This is a genomic window from Shewanella sp. TC10 (assembly GCF_009663145.1).
GTDB lineage: Bacteria > Pseudomonadota > Gammaproteobacteria > Enterobacterales > Shewanellaceae > Shewanella.
In genome coordinates this window covers 1-24,603 of sequence record NZ_VKHR01000007.1, presented here as the reverse complement: position 1 = coordinate 24,603, position 24,603 = coordinate 1, and the positions used below count along the sequence as shown (strand labels likewise).

Sequence of the window (24,603 nt, the reverse complement as noted above, 5' to 3'; positions counted from 1 at the left end):
TTCACTAATCTTTGCATTATTTACCACCTTTGTTAGCTTATAAGCAGGCACAAGATTGTGCGGCAAGTGTGTTAGCGTTGACTCGGTTCAATAATAATTGATGAGTTAATTAAGGATTGATTGAGTAGGCAAGGATATATGGCGCATCATTTATTATCGTTATTAGATATTTGGGCTGAAAAACCACAACTGGAATGGGCACTGGCGGTGATCACCTCTGTTGAAGGTTCTTCGTACCGTAAACCCGGCGCAATCATGCTGTTTGACCCGCTCGGGAAAACATTAGGTATGCTCAGTGGCGGCTGCCTTGAAGCCGATTTACGCAGGCACGCCCAGCAAGCTATTCAATCTCAGCAGGTATTACAGTTAACCTATGACGCCACCGACGAAAACGATACCAGCTATCAGCTAGGTTGCGGTGGTTTGGTTAATATCATGATGGTGCCATTACTTGCAGACAATCACTATCTTGGTTTACCAGAATTACACCAACAGCTCACTCGTGGATATCAAGGCTGTTATCAACTCTCGCTTAATGAAAATGGCAGCCATGCAGGCGAAATGTCGGGTAAATTCATTGCATCCAATGCAGCTAAACATAACAGTTTCGAATCCTCCTCAAAAAATCAGCAGGTCACTAAACAGGTCACTAAACAGAGAGCTAAGCAGGTAACATTAGATGGGCAAGATTATTTATCTGTCCCTGTGAGAGCGCCTTATCATCTTGGGATATTTGGTGGCGGGTTAGATGCTCAGCCGTTAGCGGCAATAGCTGCCGAGCTTGATTGGAAAATTACCGTATTCGATAGTCGCTCCGCCTATGCCCGCAGCTATGACTTTCCTGCGGCAAAAATCAATAAAACACCGCTTACTCAATTAAAAACACAAGAGCTTACTCACCTCGATGCTGCTGTGGTAATGAACCACAACTTAGATCTCGACAGCGACGCCCTTAAAGCGCTGCAGCCTACCAATATTGATTACATTGCACTGTTAGGTCCGGGGCATAGACGGGATAAAGTGTTTGGCTTAGCTCAGTTAACAGAGCAAGATTTCAGTGGTTTCTTTTCGGCACCAGCAGGGCTTGCACTGGGCGGTGAGCTTCCAAGTTCAGTTGCGTTGAGCATTTTATCTCAGTGCCATGGCGTGTTACACCACCGCATTAGTAAGCAGGCAGAATTGAGTCGTTTAGATAAGGTGATGTCCTAGTGACGTTTTTATCTAAGTCCCCTAAAGTGGTCAGCGTGATGTTGGCTGCCGGTCAAAGCACACGATTTGATGGTGCAAAGCTTGCTGCCACAGTATCAGGCCCAGAAGTGAATGACCCAGATCCACACGCTTTAACCTACAGTTTACTGACTCACAGCCTATTGGAATTAACCCAAGCGGCTGAGCAAATAGATATTGGTAAACCTTGCGTTATCCTAGGCGGTCATATCGATGTGTTATCGCCATTAGTGCCAATGAATACACCGATACTCATCAATAAAGACTGGCAAACGGGCATCGCCAGTTCGGTTGCCATGGCGGCAAAATATGCCCAAGCCGAAAAAGCCGACGCTCTGCTGTTAAGCCTTGCAGATCAAGTGGCTGTTTCCCATTTACATTATTTAAGCCTATACCGTGTGTTTTGTCTTTTTGGCCAAACCACAGCGGCTTATTATCAACAAAACCCAGGTGTACCTGCGATATTTGTAGCTGAAGACTTTGATGCCCTTCAGCAGCTCGAAGGTGATGCTGGGGCTAAAAAACTATTAAAACAACATTTAACTAATCAAACCTTGGCTGTACTTCCGTTAGAGCAAGCCGCCATTGATATTGATACCCAAGCCGATCTTAGCTGGTGGTTGGCCAACAAGGAGTAAGTGATGACGCAACAAACGCAAACACTTGAAGTGAACGGTAAAAGCTTCACCTTAGATGCAGATCCAAATATGCCAATTTTATGGGCGCTGCGAGACATTTTAGGCTTAACAGGCACCAAATATGGTTGCGGTGCAGGCCTTTGCGGCGCATGTACTGTCCACATTGATGGTGCGCCAGTTCGCGGCTGCTTAACCAGCATAAAACAAGCTGCGGGTAAGTCAGTAACGACAATTGAAGGGCTTGAAGCCGATAAGTTAAAAGCCGCGTGGGATAAACATAACGTACCGCAATGCGGCTACTGCCAAGCAGGGCAACTTATGTCCGCGGCTGCGTTACTTAACACCACATCCAAACCGTCTGAAGCGCAAATTGATGATGCCATGTCGGGTAATATTTGCCGCTGCGGCACCTATCCTCGCATTAAAGCTGCAATCAATACCGCTGCTGAAAGCAGTAAAGTGGAGGCATAACCATGACCACATTTACCGCAGTTGAAAACATTAGCCGCCGTAACGTGCTAAAACTGTTTGGCGCAGTGGGCGGAGGCTTAGCACTTGGCGCATCAGGCTTAGCGTGGAGTCCTATGGCTATTGCTCAAGAAGGGGCTATTGCTCAAGGTAAGCAAGCGCAGCTGAACATCTTTATCGCGATTGGTGAAGACAATAAGGTGTATTTAACCTGTCACCGCTCTGAAATGGGTCAAGGCATTAGAACAGGTGTGCCACAAGTCTTAGCCGATGAGCTAGAAGCTGAATGGGATCAAATCGTTGTGGTTCAAGGTTTGGCTGACGAGCAATATGGCAGTCAAAACACCGATGGTAGCCGCAGTATCCGTAAGCATTATCAAAAAATGCGTCAAATGGGCGCTACTGCAAGGAGCATGCTAGAGCAAGCAGCCGCTAACCAGTGGCAAGTGACGCCAGCAGATGTGTATGCCAAAGCAGGTAAGATTCATCATAAAACTAATGGTAAAAGCCTGTCATTTGGCGAGCTTGCCATTGCAGCCTCAGCACTTACAACACCAGCACTTGATAGTGTGGTGTTAAAGCCAGCGTCGAAATTTACTCATATCGGAAAATCGCCCACCATCGTAGATATGGACGATATGCTTAACGGCAAAGCTGAATATGGTTTTGATGTAAAAGTAGCAGGTATGGTACACGCCTCAATTACTCGACCGCCAGTATTGGGCAGTGATGTAGCGACTTTAGATGATAGCGCTGCTCGCAAAGTGGCAGGGGTATTGGATGTAATTCAAATTCCTATATCAAAAGGTGCGCCGTTATTTCAGCCCCTTGGTGGGGTTGCGGTTATAGCAACTAATAGCTGGAGTGCGCTGCAAGGCCGTAAAGCATTAAAAATCACCTGGACAGACTCTGCAAACAGTCAATATGACTCGGATACCGATTTAGCAGCGCTTGTTAAACGCGTCGGTGAGTCAGGAACGGTTATTCGTCAATTAGGTGAATCAGTCAGTGATTGGAGTGACGATAATAGTTTATCAGCAGTTTATACTGTGCCGTATTTGACCCATGCCATGATGGAGCCGCCAGCGGCAGCTGCATCAGTGACTAAAGACGGCTGCGAGATTTGGGCATCAACTCAAACACCGCAAAGCACTCAGAAAAATGTTGCTGGGGTTTTAGGCTTAAAAGATGAGCAAGTGAAAGTGAATGTCACCTTGCTAGGCGGTGGTTTTGGTCGCAAGTCAAAACCTGACTTTAGCGCCGAGGCGGCGTGGCTATCACAAAAAATCGCTAAACCAGTCAAACTGCTATGGAGCCGTGAAGATGAAATTCAAAACGGTTACTACCATGCTATTAGTGCGCAGCATTACCAAGCTAAATTAGATGGCAATAAAGCGCCTACGGCGTTACTTGCCCGCAGTGGTTTTCCATCAATAAGCTCAACTTTTGCCGAAGGCGTTGATATGCCATCAGCAGGGGAGTTAGACCTTGGCTTTTCTGATATGCCGTTTAACTTAAGCCAAATTCAGTTGGAGTCTGTTAAAGCCACTGCTCATTCTCGTATTGGTTGGATGCGCTCAGTGTGTAATATTCAGCATGGCTTTGGTGTCGGCAGCTTTGTCGATGAACTTGCAGTAAATGCAGGTAAACCCTGTATTAGCATGTGGCGTGAGCTGCTAGGTAAGCCGCGACATGAAAAGCTTGAAAATCAAGTGGTGAAATACGGTAACTATGGTGAAACCTTAGAGGATTTCCCTATTGATATCGGCCGCTATTTAAGCGTGATTGATGCAGTTGAAAAGGCCATGGAAAAACAGCCTAAAATCCAAGCCAATCAAGGTTGGGGCTTTGCAGTACATCGCAGCTTTGTTAGCTATGTTGCAGTAGCAACATTAGTTGAAATGGACGGCGATAAGTTGACTGTATTAAAAAGCATTGCGGCGATTGACGCAGGCACTGTGGTCAACCCTGATAGGGTACATTCGCAAACCGAAGGCGCCATCATATTCGGCTTAAGTTTGGCGATGATGGGCGAAATTAGTTATAAAGACGGTAAAGTCGAGCAATCTAATTTCCATAACTATCCACTGCTACGCATCGGCCAGTCACCTGAAATCGAAACCATTATTGTCGAGTCAGATGCAAAACCTGCAGGAGTGGGTGAACCCGGCGTGCCACCCGTGGCACCGAGTTTAACTAATGCCATATTTGCAGCCTCAGGTAAACGTTATCGCGATTTACCACTGAGTAAAGTGCTGAAAATCTAGTTCTGACATTTAAAGTGAAAACAATGCTCAAGCTAGGTTATAGCTTGGGCATTTTTCTTGAAATGAATAGATGGAAATAAATAGGTGGGAATGAATAGGTAGGAGTATATAGGTGGAAATGAGCAACGAACTTGGTAATTTAAGTTACCTAGATATTGTCAGAATCTACTGCTTTTCACCATATTATCAAATGCATACCTTTATCACATAAATGCAAACTTTGCTTCTCGCTATGTAAACAAGAAAATGCTCACCTTCTATTACCATTACGCCTTAAGTTTATGAAAATAAATAACTTTTTTAATATGGATATTTACATAACGACCCCAAATAACTCTCGGTTATCTTAATTCTCGGTTTATCCACTATTTAGTCGATTGATTTAAATTTTGATGGCTGTTAAGTTATTAAAATTATTAATAAATTAAGCTGGAAAGTGATTGAGTTTTGGTAAGTAGCCTACGGGTGTTTATCGGAATTCTCGCTAATAAGCTGTTAGCAGTACAAGATGAATTTTCTCTGGAATCTGATATTTAAACGAAAAATTAGACGAGATGCTAGGGTTCCATTAACTCAAATATTGGAACAAGTTTTATCGTACCTCGCAAAGTCGGAAGACTCTATATGGTCAGATATGGAAGTTGAAGAAACCGTACAATTGATAAATAAGCAATTACACTTTCTAAAGAGTTCGGGCAAAGTAAATGTAAGTAAACTCAATTACTTGTTCTTACCAACAGCACCATTACAAGAAATAGCAATAGAAAATGGCTGGGTTGATGAGTATTTAGAACTAGCAGAGCAATTTGACAGCCATATGGCAAAGTACTGCTAACAAGGCAATTAAGAGCGGACCTCTAACGGTTGGTTGTGTTTCGTTCCTCAACAAGTTTAACCAACCATTATCTGGCCGCTTATTGTGGCGTTATATGCCAAGGAGAAGTCGTGGTCGGCGATAAAGGTCAAATCCAAACAACTAAAGCTTTAGCAAAATTTTGCGCTGAACATCATTGTCCACCCGGTTGGGTTTCTCGTTTAAATGAAATTGCTGAGTTGCTTGAGAGAGACGATAAGAAAATAGTTTTATCTCGTCTAAAAATGTTTAAAGGTGGCGGTATGGGCTCATTTCTCGATATTTGGCCTGAGGTTGCATTTGAACATGAAACTCCAGAGTATATTGAAGTTATTTGGTGGGCTTTAATCGGTCACTGGCGAAGCCAGATGGATCGTCTGTAAAAGCATATAACAAGCCAATCAAGCGGGAAAATTTACAGTTGGCTTTTTTCGCTTCGCTCAATATTTTAGCCAACTATAAATTTCCCCTTATTGGGGCGTTATGCATCAAAGGAGAAATAGGTGTATCAAAATAAACAAGCCTTAGCTTTAGGGTCAGTAGTGTTTTTATTCTTCGCTTTTATAATGTTGATATTCGTTGCCCTTTGGGCGTGGCCTAAATATAACGTCTATAAGCAAGAGTTAAATGGTCGCGCAGCTTTAAAAGAAGCAGAGTGGTCGAAGCAGATCTTAATAGAGGAAGCTAAAGCAAGAGAGCAGGCTGCTTTAATGCAAGCTAAGGCCAAAGTTACGCTAGCCGAAGCTGAAGGTAAGGCTAAAATAGTTCGTGCTAAAGCCGAAGGTGCTGCAGATATCGAGCGAGCAAAAGCCGCCGCCGAAGCCAATCGAATTATTGGTGAGTCGCTAAAAAACAACGAAGAATATCTTCGATACATTTGGATAAAGGGGTTGCAGGATGGTAATGGGGAGCGCATCTATATTCCAACTGAAGCAGGTCTACCTATTTTGGAGGCGGGCAAAGCTGGCAAATAATGCATAACAAAGTTATCAAAAATCGCCCGTCCCGGGCTGGACCTCCGTTGCGTCGCTCGTTTTGTGCTTTAATAGCACAAAACCACCAACGCAACTCCGGCCTTTTATAACGGCGTTAACCGTGAATTTATGATCAACGAAAAATCTAAGGTAAAAATTCTCGAACTCTGGAAAGCTAGAGAGCCGGGTGTTTCTTATCCTCCAGCAAGTGACGAGCAGATCGAAGACTTCGAGGACGTATGTCGAGCGATGCCAGAAGACTATAAATGGTTTCTCTTAAACTGCGGAGGAGGAATCATAGGTTCAGAATGGGTCGATTCCATCGATGAATTGCATTCAACTCACACTAAATTTGATGAAGAGTGCGCTATTGAAAACGGTTGGACTATTGGCAAGTGCTTTATCATTGGCTGGGACGGCTCTGGAAGCCCAATCGCAATAGATCCTGAAGGAAAAATAATTATAGAATGGGAAGCAGATGGTGAAGTTTATCAATTGGCTTCTTCACTGGAAGAGTGGTTATTAAATGGTTTGGTGCCAAGCAACGGTTAACAAGTCAAAGCACGCGGACTTGGAAAAGCTATCACCCTTTTTGTTCCAAAAAAGCCGCCAACTTCACCAAGCCGGTGTTTGAGGCGTTATATGCCTATGAGACTTGTGTGTATGTATAAAGTATTAGCTATATTCTTTTTCTTGCACTTGTCTGGCTGCACAAATGACAGAGCGGCTGTAGTAAGCGATGATAATGTTTTGGTATTTCTAACTGAGCAAGAAGCAGCACTTCAAGGTGTTTTAAACCGGCCAATTCCTGAGCCTATCGATAACTTAATGAAGGGCTCCGATATAACAGTTATCAGGGATACTTACGGGAAAGATTATTGGGCATGCAATATAAGGCTACCAAATAAAAAAGTTGGCTGGGTGTTGTGTACATCTTTGGATTTTAATTAAGCTAATCAAGCATATAACAAGCCAATCCAGCAGTAAAAAATAGTTGGTTTTTCTCCTTCCTCGCTTATTTTAATCAACTATTTTTTTACCTGTTAATTAGGCGTAATAAGTATAGGGTAATCAATTGATTGAACGAAAGCGCGGTATTTATAATGGACGTAATAAGTCGTCTGCATACAAAGATCTAGTATGGACGGTAGCTACGTCGTCAGATACCTCTTTAGATATTAAAGGGCAAACCCAATTAACGTTAGATACAATTCAAGATAATCTAGTTGAGCTTGGTAGCGATAAAACTCGAATAGTATCTGCTCAAGTCTTTATTGCAGATATGAACTCTAAGCAGGCGATGGACTCTGTATGGTGTGATTGGTTTGGTGATAACCCTCAAGATTGGCCGCAAAGAGCCTGCTTGGGTGTAGATCTTGAAGGTGAAGTGTTAATTGAAATTACCGTTACCGCAGTCCGCTAAAGTACAGCTAGCAAGGCATATAAATCAACGCATTCAGGGATTGAGATTCTTTTACCGTGTAGATTATTTATTGGCGTTGTTTACGCGCCCAAATAACCAAGATAAAACATCATTCCATCGATATTTAGAATAAGTAGCCTATAAGTGTTATCGTCAAAGCCCGCCTGAGTGACATCTTAGGCAATGATAGATTCATGATAGATTTATGATACTGAAAAGGACTTTTAAGCTATGGGCTATTCTTCAATTACAAATATTTCTTCTGTAGTAAAAATTCCTTTTGTAATAAAAATAAGCGCTATTTTGCTTAGTTTGTTTTTCTACACGGCCACAGTTTGGGCGACTCAAATACAACAAAACTTAACACTAGTTGAGTCGGAAGATGGTCAATTGCATTTGGATGTGATGATTCAAGCTTTGTCAGGTCGGATGATTATAGATACAGGCTCTTCAAGCTCTGTTTTAGACCGCAGGTATTTATCCAGTATTGATGATTATACTTCTTTGAATGTTGAAAAAGGCTATGGCTTTGGGTCTGAGCAAGCGATGATGGTCAGTGAGAAAATACAGCTATCAGGCTTTACCGTATCAGGATATGAACTCTCTAGCGTTAATATAAACACTCATAATTTGTCGGGTATTAATCGAAAGTATTTAGGCTTGCTGGGTTTTGACCTGCTGCAATTAATCGCTAAAGGGCTACAATTTTCTGAGCTACAAACTCAATTGCTGGCCCAATATACCCTTGATGAAACCAAGAATAACCTCAGCTTATTTTCGTCAGGTTTTGGCATACCTTACGTTGTGGTTAATATTAACGAGCAGGAAGTGGGACTCATTTTAGATACTGGCTCACAATATTCGATAATTAACCGTAAGAATGCTGTCGACTTATCTATTGCTTCTGAACTTATTCCTAATGCTTATGGCCAAGATATTAATGGCAAACAGATCCCCATTAGCATGAGTGATTCTATTGTGGTGTCTAATGGTAAGGCTTCGCTATTTGAAAACCGCTTTATTGTTACTGATCTCGATTCGGTCATTGTTAACGATAGCTTCAATCACCAAGTCGTCGGGATTATCGGGCTTAACCAGTTAAAATCATTAAATACTAAAATAGGTTTTGAATCTAATACGGTGACTTTTCAATAGGTGGGAGCTTGATATAAAACATCGGCTTTTGGATGTTACAGAGTGTCATGTGATTGGCTATGTGGCTATAAATTGCAACCAGTGCAATTACCAGTGTAACTACCAGAGTAACTACCAGTGTTGCTATTAGTGTTGTTGTGATTAGCCTTAAATGTGCGAGTTACTTTGTTAACGCAGCAACACCGCTATAGCTCCGCTCAGCCTTAAGCAAGATATCTTGATATAAGTTGGTTTGTTTTAACTGCGAAATTGCCTCATTGACTAGCATGGCGGTATGGGGATCATGGCACGCAATATAGCGAGGGGCTTGGTCGAATAATTTGACCTTGGTGACTTCATAAGGTGATTTAATTCGGCTGTCAATTTGGTTGCGATAATAATCGAAAATCCGTTGTTCAAGAATAATAGCTTGAATACGCTCGCTAAATAGCATCAATATTTGGTTTTTTTGACTCGCAATTTCATTATAACGCTTATGTGTTTTTGATATCTCTGAAAACTCTGGCCCTAAGTAGTGGTTCGCATTTTGAAACCCTATCAAAGAGTAGTTTTTAAGGTCTTGAATAGTATCTATTTTCAGTTTGTTTTTTGAAAGAAAATAAACACTGTTTTGATACTCTAATAAGCTTTGAGTTAAAAATAATCCGTCGCTATTTGAAGGAGAGTTGATAATACAGTCGATTTTTTTGGTTTTGACGAGTCGTAAAGCCCTGAGGTTGGTTGCAAAGGTAATTTCTCCCAGTTGCAAACTGCTGGCTGTTAAAGCTGCATCGAGTAAGTCATATTGCAGGCCGCTTTTCTTATCAACAAAAAAGTAAGGTTCAATACTATTACTGGTCGTAAAGTGGATGGTTTTTTCTTCAGAAGCAATTATGGACTGACTTGTAAATATAAGCGCCGCATAGATAAAAAAGCTAACAAATACATGCTTACTTTTTGAGGCTTTTGGGTATTTGATATGCTTCAACTTATAAAGTCCTTTCTAAAGTTGTGGCTCAATTTAGAGCTAAATCACTTAAATAGCCATCTTCTAATGTAACCACTGTCTAATGAAAACACTTTCTATTGAAAACACTTTCTATTGAAAACACTTCCTAATGAAACATAGTAGCATAAATACGATTTGTTTAAGTGTAGCTAATAAACCTTACAAGAAAGTGAAGAGCGTGAAATATACCCTGAGAGGTATTATTTTTCGTCTTAAAACAAAAAGCCTAACGCGTTAACGTTAGGCTTTGGGTTTACCGTTTTATTTGCTTTCTTATCAACTAGTCACTCTTAACTAATCTGAGAATGAGCTCCAAATCGGCGCGTGATCAGATGGTTTTTCAATGCCACGTAAATCGTAATCTACATCTGATTCAGTGAGGCGTGGTAATAATGACTGAGTGACCATAACCACATCAATACGCAGGCCGCGGTTATCGACAAAGCCTTTGCTGCGGTAATCAAACCACGAGTAACGTTCAGTGCGCTCTGGGTGCAATTCACGGAAGCTATCGACTAAGCCCCAGTCTTTTAAACGCTGCAACCATTCACGCTCTTCAGGTTGGAAGCTACATTTACCGGTTTTAAGCCAGCGCTTGGCGTTCACTTCACCAATGCCAATGTCTAAATCCACTGGCGAGATGTTAATGTCACCAATAATGGCGATGTCTTCATCTGGGGTGTGGTTGTCAGCAAGGTGCAGCATTAGATCTTGGTAGAACTTACGCTTAGCTGGGTATTTTGTTTCATGGCTGATGTTTTCACCTTGTGGGAAATAGCCATTCATCACGGTAATTACGCGGCCGTTTGCTTGGGTGAATTTACCCATGATCATTCGGCGCTGTGCATCTTCGGCATCATCTTTAAAGCCTTTGATGATTTCGATTGGCTCAGCTTTTGACAGCATAGCCACACCGTAATGGGCCTTGCCGCCATGGTAATGCACGTGATAACCCATAGCTTCAACGTCTGCTACTGGAAATGCTTCGTCGTGTACCTTAGTTTCTTGTAGGCCGATAACGTCAGGCTGGTGGCTGTCGATAAGTGCTTGCAATTGATGTAAGCGCGCACGAATACCATTGATGTTAAATGAGACAATTTTCATTAGACAAGTACTCGCTTAAATGGCTTAACAATCACACTGGCGTATACGCCAGCTTCGATATATGGGTCTTGGTCTGCCCATGCTTGTGCGGCAACTAATGACTCAAACTCGGCAACCACGAGTGAACCAGTAAACCCTGCTTCTGCTGGGTTTTCGTTATCAATAGCAGGGTGTGGACCTGCAACTAATAAGCGACCTTCAGCGGCTAAAGCTTCTAACCTTGCTAAGTGAGCAGGGCGGGCACTCATGCGCTTTTCTAAGCTGTTTTCAACATCTTGTGACGAAATCATGTACCACATAGATAGGTTCCTTGAATTATTTTATTTGTTCCGATTCATCATGTTCCATATGTTTATACAGGTACATAACGGTAATAACAGTATTCACTAAGGTAAGAGCGGTTAAACCAAATACTTTAAAGTTTACCCAGGTTTCTAACGGCAGGCTAAAGGCGATATAAATATTACCAATGCCACAAGCAACAAAGAATGCGACCCAATACCAAGTGACATTAGCCCAGATTTTGTCAGGGCATTTCATCTCTTTGCCGAGCATGCTTTTTAGGATTGGCTTGCCAATTAGTTGGCTTACAAGCAGCGCGATAGCAAAACAGGCATAAACAATGGTGACTTTCCATTTAATAAAGGCATCGTCATGGAAGATAAGGGTTAAGGTGCCGAAAAATGTCACCATCGCAAAGGTGATGAGATGCATTTTCTCAACTTGCTTGTACATAATGTAAGTGACAATCAATTGCACTGCAGTGGCGGCAATTAATGCCCCAGTTGCGGTGTAAATGTCGTAAAACTTGTATATGGCAAAAAAGATCACCAATGGAAGAAAATCGAGCAATTGTTTCATATGATGCGACAGCCTAAATAAGTCAATTTACTGATTAATCGCCATTCTTGCCTTATTGAGCTTGGCTTGGGTATTAATCATGATGGAAATAATAGGCTCAGAGTCTAGCATGGCTGTAGGGTTGATATGAAGGGCAGTAGAGGCTTGTTTAATGGTTTTACACGCAATATCGGTTAATAAAAATTCATATAGACGATAATAAAATGCCACTCGAATGAGTGGCATTGATAGTCTTAAATCAAGCTTAATATTTAGGGAGTTTACCCGCTATTTTGTTCGCTTATTTATGACCTGCAGTTTATAAACTTGAACTTAACAGTCGTTACTTATAAGTCGCCGCTTTCATGTTACGGGTAAACTCAGCTAGTGCGTTAAGTAAGGCTTTTTCATCGTCTTTGTTACGTTCGATGATTTTAACCACTGCAGAGCCTGAAATAGCGCCTGCTGCACCCGCGTTAATGGCTTCGCTAACTTGCTTAGGCTCAGCAATACCAAAACCTAATAGCGGAGGTGGCGCATTAAACTCTGCAAGTTTGGCAAGCACTTCACCAATTGGGGTACCCGCTTTTGACTCTGTGCCAGTTACACCCGCACGAGATAACAAGTAGGTATAACCTTGGCCATGTTCACTGACCATTTTGATGGTGTCAGTATCGGCATTTGGCGGCGCGATAAAAATAGGCGCCACACCATGTTTATGGGCTGCTTCTCTAAAAGGGGCAGACTCTTCAACAGGCACATCGGCAATTAATACTGAATCCACACCCGCTTGTTTGGCTTTTGCGTAAAACTCATCAACGCCATTGGCGAACACTAAGTTGGCATACAGCAATAGGCCAATAGGCATGTCAGGGTATAACTCGCGTATTTGTGAAAGCAGCGAGAAACAATCGGCAACTGTGGTGCCTGAATCTAACGCACGTAAGTTAGCGCCTTGAATCACTGGGCCGTCAGCTAAGGGATCTGAAAACGGGAAACCTAGCTCTAACGCATCAGCGCCATTATCCACTAAGGTTTTAATGATCTTTAACGAGATCCCAACCGTTGGGTCGCCAAGGGTCACGAACGGCACAAATGCGCCTTGTTGTTTTTGCGCTAATTGGTCAAAAGCTGCTTGATAACGATTAGTCATGATAAGTCCTTATTTAGTAGCTTCAGCTGACGCTTTTTGTTCTAAGATGTCAGATACCGTGAAGATATCTTTATCGCCACGGCCTGATAAGTTAACCACTAAAATGGTTTCCTTGGTGGCTTCTTTCGCTAAACGCACCGCGTAGGCAATCGCGTGAGCTGACTCAAGCGCTGGGATAATTCCTTCAGTGCGCGCAAGTAGCTGGAAACACTCTAGCGCTTCATCATCGGTAGCTGACTCGTAACGGGCGCGACCTGTTGCATTAAGGTAAGCATGCTGTGGGCCAACAGATGGAAAATCAAGACCTGCAGATACTGAATATGACTCTTCAATTTGGCCGTCACTGTCTTGCATTAGTGGCGCTTTCATACCAAAGAAAATACCGGTTTTACCGTGTTTAAGCGGTGCGCCGTGCATTGGGGTATTAATGCCTTTACCAGCGGGTTCAACGCCGATAAGCTCAACGTCAGTTTCATCGATAAAGTCAGCGAACATACCAATTGCGTTTGAGCCACCGCCTACACAGGCGATAACAGCATCTGGCAAGCGACCTTCTTTTTCAAGGATTTGCTTTTTGGTTTCTTCACCAATCATGCGCTGGAATTCACGTACAATCGTTGGGAATGGATGTGGCCCTGCTGCTGTGCCAAGTAAGTAATGTGCTTTGTCGTAACTTGCTGACCAGTCACGCATCGCTTCGTTACAAGCATCTTTAAGGGTTGCTGAACCTGATGTCACAGGGATAACCTCTGCGCCCATTAGCTTCATTCTGAATACGTTTGGTGATTGACGCTCAACATCTTTTGCGCCCATGTAAACCTTACATTTAAGGTCTAATAACGCACAGGCTAATGCGGTTGCAACGCCATGTTGACCGGCGCCTGTTTCTGCAATAATTTCCTTTTTACCCATACGTTTTGCTAATAGCGCCTGACCAAGTACTTGGTTAGTTTTGTGCGCGCCGCCATGGAGTAAATCTTCACGCTTAAGGTAGATTTTAACCATAGGGTTAGGGCTTAAGTTACGGGTTAAGGTTAATGCGGTAGGGCGACCTGCATAGTTTTTCAGTAACTCGGTAAATTCTTTTTGAAAGTCTTCATCTTCTTGAGCTTCTACAAACGCGGTTTCTAGTTGCTTTAGTGCTGGCACAAGGATTTGCGGTACGTACATACCGCCGTATTCGCCGAAATAAGGGTCAAGCTTAAGCTTTGTCATTGGATCTTTCCTTATCAATATTTGTGAAATACCCATGTTGGCTACTTCGTCATTCTTTATTTAGTTCTGTATTTAGTTCTGTATTGAGTTCTTTATTCAATTGTTTAACTGTTGGTGCTCAGATTATTGAGCACCAAAGTGATTAATTCTTTCTGATTGCTGTAAATGCTTGGGCAATCTTTTGCGCATCTTTAATGCCTGGTTCGGATTCAACACCTGAGTTGAGATCTAAACCGTAAAAACCTTGTTGGTTTGCATCAAATGCGTTTTCAGGTGTTAACCCACCTGCAAGCATGCTGTTTTCTCGCTCTGCATTGGTAATGGCAGAAGTCTCGAGTAACGCTTGCCAGTTAAATGTCTCGCCTGTGCCGCCAAAACCTGTTGTGTTTTTACTGTCGAATAAATAACGATCGCAACCTTGAGGTTTATCACCGACACAGTTTGTGCTGCTGTCAACGCTGACCGCTTTCCAAATTTGGCAATCAAGTTTAGCGTCAGCCAGTAACTGTTTTAGCTCACTAATATCGTCACTGGTTTCGCTGCCATGAAGCTGCACTGCGGCTAAACCAACAGCCTTAACTGTCGCTAGAATTTCAGGGTTAGGCTTATTGACGAATACACCAACAAAGTTCAAACCCGTTTTCGCTTCTGTTTCGGTTAGTGCTTGTCGACTTTGCTCAACTAATGCTGCAGCTTGCTCAACACTCACGTTACGAGGTGATTTAGGGTGGAAGATTAATCCACCGAACACTGCGCCAGCTTGAGTCACTGCTTTGATGTCTTCAAGGCGGGTTAAACCGCACACTTTGTTATTGCCAAAAATCAGCTGACGACAAGCAAGGTCAATATCCTCTTGCGCCATGATAGAGCTGCCTACGAGGTAGCCGTCCACTAACGGATTTAAGCGCTTAACCTGTTGGTTATTATAGATGCCAGATTCACTGATAATGACTCTGTCAGTTGGAATTTGCGGCGCTAGCGCTTCAGTGGTGGCTAAATCAGTACTTAAGTCACGTAGATTGCGGTTGTTAATACCCACAATGCGCGCGTTAAGATCAATTGCGCGTTCAAGTTCTTCTTGGTTACTGACTTCGGTTAGCGCATCTAAATTGTATTTCTCGGCTTCGGTAGCCAGTAATTTGTATTGTTCGTCATCCAATACCGACAGCATTAACAATACGGCATCTGCGCCTTGGTGAGCGGCCAGCTTGATTTGGTATGGGTCAACAAAGAAGTCTTTACATAAGATTGGCTGATTAACACGTGCACGCACTAATGGAATGTAATCTATATCGCCTTGGAAGAACTGCTCATCGGTTAATACCGAAATACCCGATGCGTATTTACCGTAAATATCAGCAATGGCTTCAACATCAAACACTGGGCGAATAAGCCCTTTTGATGGACTGGCTTTTTTACATTCAAAAATGTAACCGGCATTAGGGGCTTTAAGGGCATCAAATAAACTGCGGTCAGATATTTTAGGTTGCAAGCAGGCTTCTGGGTAACGCAATTTAAGTGAGGCAATATGGGCAACTTTGGTATCAACAATCTTGGTTAATACGTTAGATTCTTTAGCTGTATTATTGGTGATAGTTGCCATTATTTTGCATCCTCTTGTTGGCTTGCATCAGCCAATTTAGTCAACACGTCAAAAGCTTTACCACTGTTGATGGTTTCAAGCGCAAGTTTGGTGCCTTGCTGAACTGTGTCACACACCCCGCAGACATAAAGCGCACAACCTGCGTTAATGGCAACAGCATCGCGATGGGCAGGCTTGCCTTCGCCTTTTAAAATAGCCTGAGTGATAAGGGCGTTATCACTTGGCTCACCGCCTTCAAGGGCTAAAATATCAGCAGGCTCTACCCCTAACTCTTGCGGGGTTAATTTATAAAAGCGAATGTTGCCATCGTTAAGCTCAGCTACTTGGGTTTCGCCGTGCAGGGCGACTTCATCAAGTCCGCTTCCGTATACCACCATGGCGCGTTTAACACCTAATGCGTTTAATACATTAACGATAGGGGCAATCAGCTTTGGAGAGTATACACCCAGTAGCATAGCTTCAGGTTTTGCTGGGTTAATCAGCGGGCCTAAGATATTAAAAATGGTGCGGGTTTTAAGTGCTTGCCTTACAGGTACTGCGTGGCGAACACCTGCGTGATAATGCGGCGCAAATAAGAAACATAAACCAAAGTCTTCAATGCATTGGCTGGCCGCTTCTGGAGTCATTGTCAGGCCGATACCACAATGAGATAACACATCTGAAGCGCCAGATTTACTTGATACGCCACGGTTGCCGTGTTTTGCCACTTTTGCACCAGCAGCAGCTGCAACAAAAGATGCAGTCGTTGAGATATTAATGGTGTTGTGACCATCGCCGCCTGTACCCACAATATCTACAACGCCAGTTGCTAATGATTGAGCACTGCGCGGAAAAGGTTTAGCTGCTTGACGAAGTGCATCAGCAGCACCTGTGATTTCTTCAATGGTTTCGCCGCGCATTTTAAGCGCCACTAACATACCGGCCATGGCAACGGGGTCCATTTCGCCTTCAACAATAGCAGTGAATAGCTCAGCGCTTTGGCTGCGCGTTAAGGCATTGCCTTGATAAAGTGAGTCTAATAGAGGTTGAAGCTGAGACATTATAATGCGCCTTTATTTGATTCAGATTGAGTTAGGTAAGTCAGGGTTTGGGTTAATAGCGTGCTACCTAAAGTGGTTAAAATGGATTCTGGATGGAACTGGAATCCTACCGCTTTATCTTGCGGATGAATTACCGCCATTGGCATATCTTCAGTGGTAGCAATCACGTCTAAACAATCTGGCACCTTAGTGGCGACCAAGCTGTGATAACGGGCTACAGGAAGCGGAGAGGGCAAGTTAGCAAATACGCCTTCGCCATTATGAATAGTAGGGCTGGCTTTACCGTGCACCACAAAAGGAGCGCGCTCGACTTTACCGCCGTAATACTCAACCATGGCTTGATGACCTAAACAAATCCCTAGCATAGGTACTTTGCCTGCCACTTTACCGATAAGCTCCATCATACAACCTGCTTCATGAGGTGCACCAGGACCTGGTGATAGGACTAATGCCGCTTTACCTGATTCCGCGATAAGCTTTTCAGCTAAGTAGTCAGCACTAACGTCATTTCGGTAAATCAGCACTTCAAAACCTAAGCTGCGGAACTGATCCACTAGGTTATAGGTGAATGAGTCAAAGTTATCGAGTAAATACAGTTTCATGTTATTGGTGCTCTGAGAAGTCGTCATTACAATCCACCTCCCATTTTGATGGCAGAAATTACCGCTTGGGCTTTTTGACGGGTTTCGTCGGCTTCAGCTTGTGGGTCTGAATCAAACACCACCCCAGCGCCAGCTTGAATAAAGGCCACATCATTTTTAACGAATGCTGAGCGAATAACGATACAAGTATCCATATCACCTAAACCGTTAACGTAACCGACGGCGCCGCCATAACTGCCACGACGTGCTTGTTCGGCCTCACGAACTAATTGTGAAGCACGGACTTTAGGTGCGCCAACTAAGGTGCCCATATTCATGCAGGCTTGATATGCATGCAGTGCATCTAAGTCTTCACGCAATTGGCCTGTAACGCGACTGACTAAATGCATCACGTGTGAGTAGCGGTCAACTTTTAAAAGTTCGGCCACTTTACGGCTTCCGCTTTGGCTAATACGGGCAATGTCGTTACGGGCTAAATCAACCAGCATTAAATGCTCTGACAACTCTTTCTTATCAAGACGTAATTCAAGTTCAATGCGGCTGTCTAAGTCAAAATCAATCATGCCATCGGCTGTTTTACCGCGCTGACGTGTGCCTGCAATGGGGTACACTTCAACTTGATTGCTTGCAGCATCATATTTAAGTGCACTTTCAGGTGATGCGCCAAATAAGGTGAAATCAGGGCCGCGAAAGTAAAACATGTATGGACTTGGGTTCGTTAGGCGTAATGCTCGATAAGCCCCTAAGGTATTCGGGCATGGCAGGCTAAAACTTCTTGAGGGCACAACTTGGAAAATATCACCTGCAACAATGTGCTCTTTTAAATCAACCACTGTTTGTTTAAAGGTTTCGTCGCTGATGTTAACTTGAGTGTCAGCATCCACAGTAACTAAAGGCTTAACGGGTGCTAATGTTTGGCATTGCTGTTTAACATCTATGACTCGTTTAGTCAGTGTTTCTGCAAACGGTGCGTCAGTAGAAAACTGATGGGTAATGATTTCAGCTTGCTGTTGTTGGTGGTCAACAAGAATCAAGGTTTCAGCGAGGTAAAATAAGTAATCAGGACAATCATTATCAGCGTTAGGCACTTCTGGTAATGGTTCTACAGTATCAATTAAGTCATACGCTAGCACACCGCCTAAAAACAAATCTTCGAAGGCATCTTTTTGATCAGTTTGAATGTGTTGTACAAACATTCTTAAACCATCAAGCGGTGATGTGGACTTTAAACGCGCATCTTCATCTTGTAGCTGCTTGGCTTTAGCAAGATTAATGACTAATACATTATCTTGCAGTTGCTGCTCACTTGATTTGAAGAAGTCACTAATGGGTGAAAGTAAGCTAGCACCATTGTCAGTGAGGGCTGAGAAAGTCAGCTTGTAACCATCACATCTCACCATCATCGCCGCGTGGGTCAGTACGATGCTTTTTAAATGGTCTTTACTTTCTATCTCAGCAGATTCAAGCAACATTGTATGTGGCGCATTAGCGGTGACATGCTGATAAAGGCTCAATGGATCAGCGTGATACGCTAATGATTGTTTTTGCGTTATGACATGGGCGAACTGATGTTTCATAATACGTATTGCGCCTCTTTAAAATGTTGATTTTTCATACTTAGTACTCTATTTCTTGTTCGGTATGCATTTGTTATATCGAAGAGTGCAAGCCGTAAATAGCAAGAAAGCCCACATCTCTGCGGGCTTTCTAGTAAAATCTTGTGTTATTTAAATAACTACAACGCTTCACACCACCCGTTAATTTGGGAAGTGCCACCACCAATTGATGTTTAGAGCGTTAAAGTTTGTCATTTAAATCGAATCTCTTGAGTTTAGGTCTTATATCTAAAAGGTTAGCAAAATGCATTTGGCTAACGTATGCCTTATAGAAGACCTTAGCTGGCCTTTAAAGTCAATTGAATATTTCTCAAATTTGGCATTTTTTTGTTCATGGCGGCTAAAGCGTCATCAATTTGCTGAATATGTAGCAAATAATCACTACAGGGTTAAGCTTTTCAACAAAGATTAAAGTACAATAACGTTATGATAACAGACACTCTATTGGCCGATCTTCATAGCCATACGACCGCATCTGACGGCGTACTTACTCCTTCTGAACTTGTTGAACGTGCCATTGAAAAGGGCGTTCAAATGTTAGCAATAACCGATCACGATACTGTTGCAGGACTTGCCGAAGCGCATCAATTCAATCAGCAACACGAAACACCATTAAAATTAATTGATGGTGTTGAAATATCTACTCGCTGGAACAATTTTGATATCCATATTGTTGGTCTCAACATGGATAAACAAGACCCTGTGTTACTCGATTTTTTGAGCCGCCAACGTGAACTACGTGAAGAGCGCGCTTTGGAAATTGGTAACCGTTTAGCCAAAGCAGGTATTGAAGGCGCTTACGAAGGTGCAAAACATTACGCTGATGGCGCGGCGATTAGCCGAGGTCATTATGCGCGTTGGTTAGCTGAAAACGGCTATGCTAAAGATATGCCTAGTGTGTTTAAACGCTATTTAGCACGCGGAAAAACCGGTTATGTGCCCAATAATTGGAGTGACATGGCAACCGCTATCGACATTATTCATCAAACAGGTGGTGTGGCTGTATTAGCGCACCCAAGTGGCTATAAATTGTCGGCTAAGTGGCTTAAGCGGTTAGTACGTGAGTACAAAGAAGCAGGTGGCGATGCGATGGAAGTCGTACTTGGTCAACAAAGCATTGATGATCGCGCTAACTTGGTCGCTTTAAGTCATTTGAATAGCTTAATGGGTTCTATTGGCAGTGATTTCCACTTCCCAAGTAATTGGATCGAGTTAGGTAAAAATTTATTCCAACCTGCTGGCATACAGTGGGTTTGGCAATCAGAATCTTGGACGGAGCGCACATGAGCCAATTCTTCTATATACATGATGAAAACCCGCAAGCAAGATTAATTAGCCAAGCGGTCAACATACTAAAACAAGGTGGGGTAATTGTTTACCCAACTGACTCAGGTTACGCACTAGGCTGTATGATTGGCGAAAAAGATGCCATGACTCGTATGGTACGTATTCGTAAAATCGACAACGATAATAACTTCTCGTTAATGTGTCGCGACTTATCTGAACTGGCAAACTTTGCCCGTGTTGATAACCAAGCGTATCGTTTACTAAAAAGCTGCACGCCTGGGCCTTACACTTTTATCTTTAAAGCCAGTAAGGAAGTGCCGCGCAGATTACAGTGTGACAAAAAGAAAACCATTGGTATTCGTGTCCCTGATAACCTGATTGCTTTAGCACTGCTAGAAGCATTAGAAGCACCGATTATGTCTACTAGTTTAGTGATGCCAGACGAAGAGTTTGCTGAGTCTGATCCTGAACATATTCGCGATATTTTAGAGCACAGCGTCGATGCCATTATCCATGGTGGATACTTAGCTGAAAACCAAACCACTGTGATTGATATGTCTGATGGCGATATTGAAATCGTCCGTGAAGGTGCTGGCGATATCAGCTTATTTGAATAAGCTTTGCAGGCTTTATGCTTGCATCTAGGTTATTAAGGACTATTTTTGACTCGCAAGTTTAACGGATAGTTGTTTCAACCCTATGCAATAGTGCGTATAATCGCGCGTTTGGTAATTTCTAGCTATAGTTCTGATGTAATAGCCAGAGTTAAAGGTAATTCAGTTTGACACTTTAAGGGTGTTATTGCCTGTTTTAACCATCTGATATTAAGTCATTTAATTAAGGAATGAACAAATGCAGGGTATACAAAAAAGTTTACCTTTAGCGGTTGTTCGCGGTGAAGCACTCGATGCAATGCCGACAGATTTGTTTATTCCGCCTGAAGCGCTTGAAGTGTTTTTAGAGACATTTGAAGGGCCATTAGATTTATTATTGTATTTAATTCGCAAGCAAAAACTGGAAGTTGTTGACTTGCCGATTGAAAAAATTACCACTCAGTATTTAGTCTATATTGATATTTTAACTGAAGCGCGAATTGAGCTGGCTGCCGACTATTTAGTGATGGCAGCAACACTTGCGGAAATTAAATCTCGTCTGTTATTGCCTAAAATTGTCACTGCAGATGAAGAGGAAGAAGATCCTCGGGTGGTGTTAATTCGCCAGTTAAAAGCCTATGAAGTGATCAAACAGGCCGCAGCTGATTTAGATGGCTTGCCACGTTTGGAGCGGGATGTTTACTTAGCACAAGCTAAAGCCGCGCCCAATATTAAGCCTGTGATCATGCCTCCTGAAGTATCGTTAGTTGATATCGCTCAGGCGTTTTCTGAGGTATTAAAACGAATTGATGCAAACGAACATCATCATGTAAAACGTGAGTTGCTTTCAACCCGCGAGCGAATGAGTCAGATTTTAGCAAAACTATCGACCGAGCAATTTATACCTTTTACCGACTTATTTGATGTCAGTGAAGGTAAAGCGGGTGTGGTAGTGAGCTTTTTAGCTTTGATGGAGCTCGTCAAAGAACTATTAGTCGACTTAGTACAAAATGAACCGTTAGCGCCAATTTACGTTAAAGCATTTTAAAGTGCGTGGCACTCGATACGAGAAAGGACATCATGCAAATAAATGACATTCAATTAAAACAGTTAATCGAAGCCAGTTTATTTGTAATGGGAAAACCACTCAGTATCAAAATGATAAAAGATACAGTACTGGTAAAATTTGATGTGTCTCGAGCAAGGATTAAAGCTTGCTTGGACGAATTACAACAAGATTATCAAGAGCGTGGGGTACAACTAGTTGAAGTAGCTAGTGGTTATCGCTTTCAAACCCAAGAGTTGTTAAGTGAATTCTTACAACCTTTGTGGCAAGAAAAATCCCCTAAATATTCACGTGCGACGTTAGAAACCTTAGCGGTGATTGCTTACCAGCAACCAGTAACCCGTGGTGATATTGAACATGTAAGAGGTGTGGCCGTCAGCAGCCACATAATAAAGAGTTTAGCTGATAGACATTGGGTAAAAACCGTAGGCCATAAAGAAGTTCCTGGGCGACCAGCACTCTATGCCACTACCACAGAGTTTTTATCCTATTTTGGCTTGAAAGCGTTAGCGGATTTACCCTCGCTTACGGATGAAGAGTCATTGCAGGCGCTATTTGAGAAAGTTTCAATGGCACCACAACAAACAGAAGAGTCGAACTAGATGAGCGAAAAATTGCAGAAAGTCTTGGCCCGTGCAGGCCATGGCTCCCGTCGTGAGATGGAGGCATGGATTGCTGCAGGCCGTATTAGTGTAGACGGAGAAATTGCCAGTTTAGGTGATCGCGTTGAAGCAGACGCTAAAATCCGCATCGATGGTCGTGCCATCGTGATCAAAACTGAAGAAGACATTATTTGTCGTGTATTGGCTTACCATAAGCCAGAAGGCGAGATTTGTAGTCGTAAAGATCCTGAAGGAAGAACCACCGTTTTCGAACGTTTACCTAAGATACGTGATTCACGTTGGGTAGCTGTTGGGCGTTTGGATATTAATACTTCAGGTTTATTATTATTCACATCAGACGGTGAGCTTGCTAACCGTTTAATGCACCCATCAAATGAAGTTGACCGTGAATATGCGGTTCGTACATTCGGTGATGTATCAGAATCTGCTGTGCAACGTCTGCGTAAAGGTGTGACCCTTGAAGATGGCCCTGCTAACTTTGATAGTATCAAACCTGCGGGTGGCGAAGGCTTAAACAAGTGGTGGCATGTGACACTTAAAGAAGGACGTAACCGTGAGGTTCGTCGTTTATGGGAGTCGCAAGAAGTACAAGTTAGCCGTCTAATCCGTGTTCGTTACGGCATGGTTGAGTTACCTAAAGCATTGCCTCGTGGTGGTTGGACTGAGCTTGATATGGAACAAGTTAACTACTTGCGTCAGCTAGCTGGTTTAGAGCCTGAAACGCGTACATTGCTTGGTACCGATAAGCACAGTGTTGCTCGTGCTCAAGTTAAAGGCGCTAAAATTCGCCGCGCTGTTCGTAAACATAAAACAGCTGTAGCGCGTCCTAAAACGACTCGTCAACGTACTTAAATCACTCGTTAATGTACTTGAAAACCCCATTGGGAAAGTCAATTTGACGAATGCAGTATTACGTTTAATTAAGGTCACTTAAGGTGGCCTTTTTTATTGCCTGAAATTGAACTAGCACAGGAAAATTAGCGCCAAAAATTTCAGTGACTTCCTTGAAACTGTGTATATCGCTAACTATATTTAATTTGATGGTTTTTTCATCAATAACGTGTACTTACAGATAAGGGAGTATTTAATGAAAAAGTTAATCGTCATATTGGTTGCTTGTCTTTTATATGGCTGTGCATCAGCACCGACATGGAAAGGAATGTCAGAAAGAGAGATAGCAGATTGGAAAGCCATTGGGTTTGATGCTGCCAAAGCTCAAACATGGAGTAAAAGTGGTTTTAATGCCGAGCAATCCCAGCAATGGAGTAAAGCAAGTTTTGATGTTGAGTCAGCATCGGATTGGTCAAAAGAGAAATTTAATCCAGAAGAAGCCGGAACCTGGAAACAAGCAGGCTTTGAATTAGATGATGCAGTTGAAGATAGAGCAAAAGGCTTAACCCCTGTAAAAATGGATAAATAGTGTTAATTTTAGGCATTAAAGCCAAGGTTGCTGCTCAAATAGCCAAATGAACAAATTATTTCAATTTATACTTTACACCAGCGAGGGAGATAGCTATTATTTCGCTCGTTCGGAGAGATGGCAGAGTGGTCGAATGCACCGGTCTTGAAAACCGGCATGGGTTTGTAGCCCATCTAGGGTTCAAATCCCTATCTCTCCGCCATATTTAGAAAAGCCCGCTAATTTATTAGCGGGCTTTTTGCTATCTAGATATTAATAAATAAAACAGCATAGGTTTGTAGTTCATCGATGTAGGGTTCAAGCCCTTATCTCTCGACCATATTCAAGACGAAAGGCTCATCATTTCTGATGAGCCTCGTTGGCGAAACGACGTTATCAGTAAAACCTTCAGACGGGCTGGCAATAGCCGTTGTTGAAGCAAATAGCACGCCGCACACTAATAATTTCT

General features: G+C 42.7%; 28 protein-coding genes and 1 tRNA gene. 18 read left to right on the top strand and 11 right to left on the bottom strand.

Annotation, left to right across the window (positions count from 1 at the left end):
- Window positions 1–138 precede the first annotated feature (138 nt).
- The 11 genes from FNZ24_RS03795 (at window position 139) to FNZ24_RS03745 (ending at window position 9,005) form a co-directional block, all read left to right on the top strand.
- On the top strand, window positions 139–1,209 hold the full coding sequence (locus FNZ24_RS03795; protein WP_153913096.1) for an XdhC family protein: 1,071 nt from the start codon (window positions 139–141) through the stop codon (window positions 1,207–1,209).
- Complete coding sequence (locus FNZ24_RS03790) at window positions 1,209–1,865, top strand: nucleotidyltransferase family protein (protein WP_153913095.1); 657 nt, start codon at window positions 1,209–1,211, stop codon at window positions 1,863–1,865. The genes FNZ24_RS03795 and FNZ24_RS03790 overlap by 1 nt, the downstream gene beginning before the upstream one ends.
- A gap of 3 nt (window positions 1,866–1,868) precedes the next feature.
- Entirely contained in the window at window positions 1,869–2,336 is a 468-nt protein-coding gene (locus FNZ24_RS03785) for a (2Fe-2S)-binding protein (protein ID WP_153913094.1), read from the top strand.
- Window positions 2,337–2,338: 2 nt separating this feature from the next.
- The gene (locus tag FNZ24_RS03780) at window positions 2,339–4,600 is read left to right on the top strand and encodes a xanthine dehydrogenase family protein molybdopterin-binding subunit (RefSeq protein ID WP_153913093.1); all 2,262 of its coding nucleotides are present in this window, start codon (window positions 2,339–2,341) and stop codon (window positions 4,598–4,600) included.
- 508 nt (window positions 4,601–5,108) lie between these two features.
- Window positions 5,109–5,435, top strand: coding sequence for a hypothetical protein (locus FNZ24_RS03775; RefSeq protein ID WP_153913092.1), 327 nt, complete (start codon window positions 5,109–5,111; stop codon window positions 5,433–5,435).
- A 110-nt stretch (window positions 5,436–5,545) separates the two neighbouring features.
- Complete coding sequence (locus FNZ24_RS03770; RefSeq protein WP_153913091.1) at window positions 5,546–5,836, top strand: hypothetical protein; 291 nt, start codon at window positions 5,546–5,548, stop codon at window positions 5,834–5,836.
- Window positions 5,837–5,956: 120 nt separating this feature from the next.
- On the top strand, window positions 5,957–6,427 hold the full coding sequence (locus tag FNZ24_RS03765) for a hypothetical protein (protein ID WP_153913090.1): 471 nt from the start codon (window positions 5,957–5,959) through the stop codon (window positions 6,425–6,427).
- Between the two features lie 129 nt (window positions 6,428–6,556).
- The gene (locus FNZ24_RS03760) at window positions 6,557–6,979 is read left to right on the top strand and encodes an SMI1/KNR4 family protein (RefSeq protein ID WP_153913089.1); all 423 of its coding nucleotides are present in this window, start codon (window positions 6,557–6,559) and stop codon (window positions 6,977–6,979) included.
- A 111-nt stretch (window positions 6,980–7,090) separates the two neighbouring features.
- Complete coding sequence (locus FNZ24_RS03755; protein ID WP_153913088.1) at window positions 7,091–7,378, top strand: hypothetical protein; 288 nt, start codon at window positions 7,091–7,093, stop codon at window positions 7,376–7,378.
- 124 nt (window positions 7,379–7,502) lie between these two features.
- Window positions 7,503–7,850 (top strand): RidA family protein, encoded by a 348-nt coding sequence (locus FNZ24_RS03750; protein ID WP_153913087.1) that lies wholly within the window; start codon window positions 7,503–7,505, stop codon window positions 7,848–7,850.
- Window positions 7,851–8,081: 231 nt separating this feature from the next.
- Window positions 8,082–9,005: a hypothetical protein gene (locus FNZ24_RS03745; RefSeq protein ID WP_153913086.1), complete on the top strand. Its 924-nt coding sequence runs from the start codon at window positions 8,082–8,084 to the stop codon at window positions 9,003–9,005.
- 160 nt (window positions 9,006–9,165) lie between these two features.
- Here the strand turns inward: FNZ24_RS03745 and FNZ24_RS03740 are convergent, their stop codons facing one another.
- The 11 genes from FNZ24_RS03740 to FNZ24_RS03690 all read right to left on the bottom strand — a co-directional run bounded on the left by FNZ24_RS03740 (window position 9,166) and on the right by FNZ24_RS03690 (window position 19,130).
- Window positions 9,166–9,972, bottom strand: a complete 807-nt coding sequence (locus FNZ24_RS03740) for a substrate-binding periplasmic protein (protein ID WP_153913085.1) — start codon at window positions 9,970–9,972, stop codon at window positions 9,166–9,168.
- A 315-nt stretch (window positions 9,973–10,287) separates the two neighbouring features.
- Window positions 10,288–11,097: an exodeoxyribonuclease III gene (xthA, locus tag FNZ24_RS03735; RefSeq protein WP_153913084.1), complete on the bottom strand. Its 810-nt coding sequence runs from the start codon at window positions 11,095–11,097 to the stop codon at window positions 10,288–10,290.
- Window positions 11,097–11,396: a YciI family protein gene (locus tag FNZ24_RS03730; protein WP_153913083.1), complete on the bottom strand. Its 300-nt coding sequence runs from the start codon at window positions 11,394–11,396 to the stop codon at window positions 11,097–11,099. The genes xthA and FNZ24_RS03730 overlap by 1 nt, the downstream gene beginning before the upstream one ends.
- Window positions 11,397–11,412: 16 nt before the next feature.
- The gene (locus FNZ24_RS03725; RefSeq protein WP_153913082.1) at window positions 11,413–11,958 is read right to left on the bottom strand and encodes a septation protein A; all 546 of its coding nucleotides are present in this window, start codon (window positions 11,956–11,958) and stop codon (window positions 11,413–11,415) included.
- A 27-nt stretch (window positions 11,959–11,985) separates the two neighbouring features.
- Complete coding sequence (locus tag FNZ24_RS03720) at window positions 11,986–12,183, bottom strand: hypothetical protein (protein WP_153913081.1); 198 nt, start codon at window positions 12,181–12,183, stop codon at window positions 11,986–11,988.
- Window positions 12,184–12,280: 97 nt separating this feature from the next.
- A complete protein-coding gene (gene trpA, locus FNZ24_RS03715; protein WP_153913080.1) occupies window positions 12,281–13,090 on the bottom strand; it encodes a tryptophan synthase subunit alpha in 810 nt (269 codons plus the stop codon).
- 9 nt (window positions 13,091–13,099) lie between these two features.
- Window positions 13,100–14,305: a tryptophan synthase subunit beta gene (trpB, locus tag FNZ24_RS03710; protein ID WP_153913079.1), complete on the bottom strand. Its 1,206-nt coding sequence runs from the start codon at window positions 14,303–14,305 to the stop codon at window positions 13,100–13,102.
- 142 nt (window positions 14,306–14,447) lie between these two features.
- Window positions 14,448–15,908, bottom strand: coding sequence for a bifunctional indole-3-glycerol-phosphate synthase TrpC/phosphoribosylanthranilate isomerase TrpF (gene trpCF, locus FNZ24_RS03705; protein WP_153913078.1), 1,461 nt, complete (start codon window positions 15,906–15,908; stop codon window positions 14,448–14,450).
- On the bottom strand, window positions 15,908–16,948 hold the full coding sequence (gene trpD, locus FNZ24_RS03700) for an anthranilate phosphoribosyltransferase (protein WP_153913077.1): 1,041 nt from the start codon (window positions 16,946–16,948) through the stop codon (window positions 15,908–15,910). Before trpD ends, trpCF begins: the two co-directional genes overlap by 1 nt.
- Entirely contained in the window at window positions 16,948–17,550 is a 603-nt protein-coding gene (locus FNZ24_RS03695) for an aminodeoxychorismate/anthranilate synthase component II (RefSeq protein WP_153913166.1), read from the bottom strand. Before FNZ24_RS03695 ends, trpD begins: the two co-directional genes overlap by 1 nt.
- Window positions 17,551–17,576: 26 nt before the next feature.
- Complete coding sequence (locus tag FNZ24_RS03690; RefSeq protein ID WP_416384811.1) at window positions 17,577–19,130, bottom strand: anthranilate synthase component 1; 1,554 nt, start codon at window positions 19,128–19,130, stop codon at window positions 17,577–17,579.
- A 462-nt stretch (window positions 19,131–19,592) separates the two neighbouring features.
- Between FNZ24_RS03690 and rnm the strand changes: the two genes are divergently transcribed.
- From rnm to FNZ24_RS03655, 7 genes are all read left to right on the top strand, one after another.
- Window positions 19,593–20,453 (top strand): RNase RNM, encoded by an 861-nt coding sequence (gene rnm, locus FNZ24_RS03685; RefSeq protein WP_153913075.1) that lies wholly within the window; start codon window positions 19,593–19,595, stop codon window positions 20,451–20,453.
- Window positions 20,450–21,070, top strand: coding sequence for an L-threonylcarbamoyladenylate synthase (locus FNZ24_RS03680; protein WP_153913074.1), 621 nt, complete (start codon window positions 20,450–20,452; stop codon window positions 21,068–21,070). The genes rnm and FNZ24_RS03680 overlap by 4 nt, the downstream gene beginning before the upstream one ends.
- 235 nt (window positions 21,071–21,305) lie before the next feature.
- Window positions 21,306–22,094: a segregation and condensation protein A gene (locus FNZ24_RS03675; RefSeq protein WP_153913073.1), complete on the top strand. Its 789-nt coding sequence runs from the start codon at window positions 21,306–21,308 to the stop codon at window positions 22,092–22,094.
- A gap of 32 nt (window positions 22,095–22,126) precedes the next feature.
- Window positions 22,127–22,714: an SMC-Scp complex subunit ScpB gene (gene scpB / locus FNZ24_RS03670; RefSeq protein WP_153913072.1), complete on the top strand. Its 588-nt coding sequence runs from the start codon at window positions 22,127–22,129 to the stop codon at window positions 22,712–22,714.
- Complete coding sequence (gene rluB, locus FNZ24_RS03665; RefSeq protein WP_153913071.1) at window positions 22,715–23,587, top strand: 23S rRNA pseudouridine(2605) synthase RluB; 873 nt, start codon at window positions 22,715–22,717, stop codon at window positions 23,585–23,587.
- Window positions 23,588–23,822: 235 nt separating this feature from the next.
- Entirely contained in the window at window positions 23,823–24,155 is a 333-nt protein-coding gene (locus FNZ24_RS03660) for a hypothetical protein (protein WP_153913070.1), read from the top strand.
- A 111-nt stretch (window positions 24,156–24,266) separates the two neighbouring features.
- Window positions 24,267–24,357: transfer RNA gene (locus FNZ24_RS03655), tRNA-Ser, on the top strand.
- Window positions 24,358–24,603: the final 246 nt, after the last annotated feature.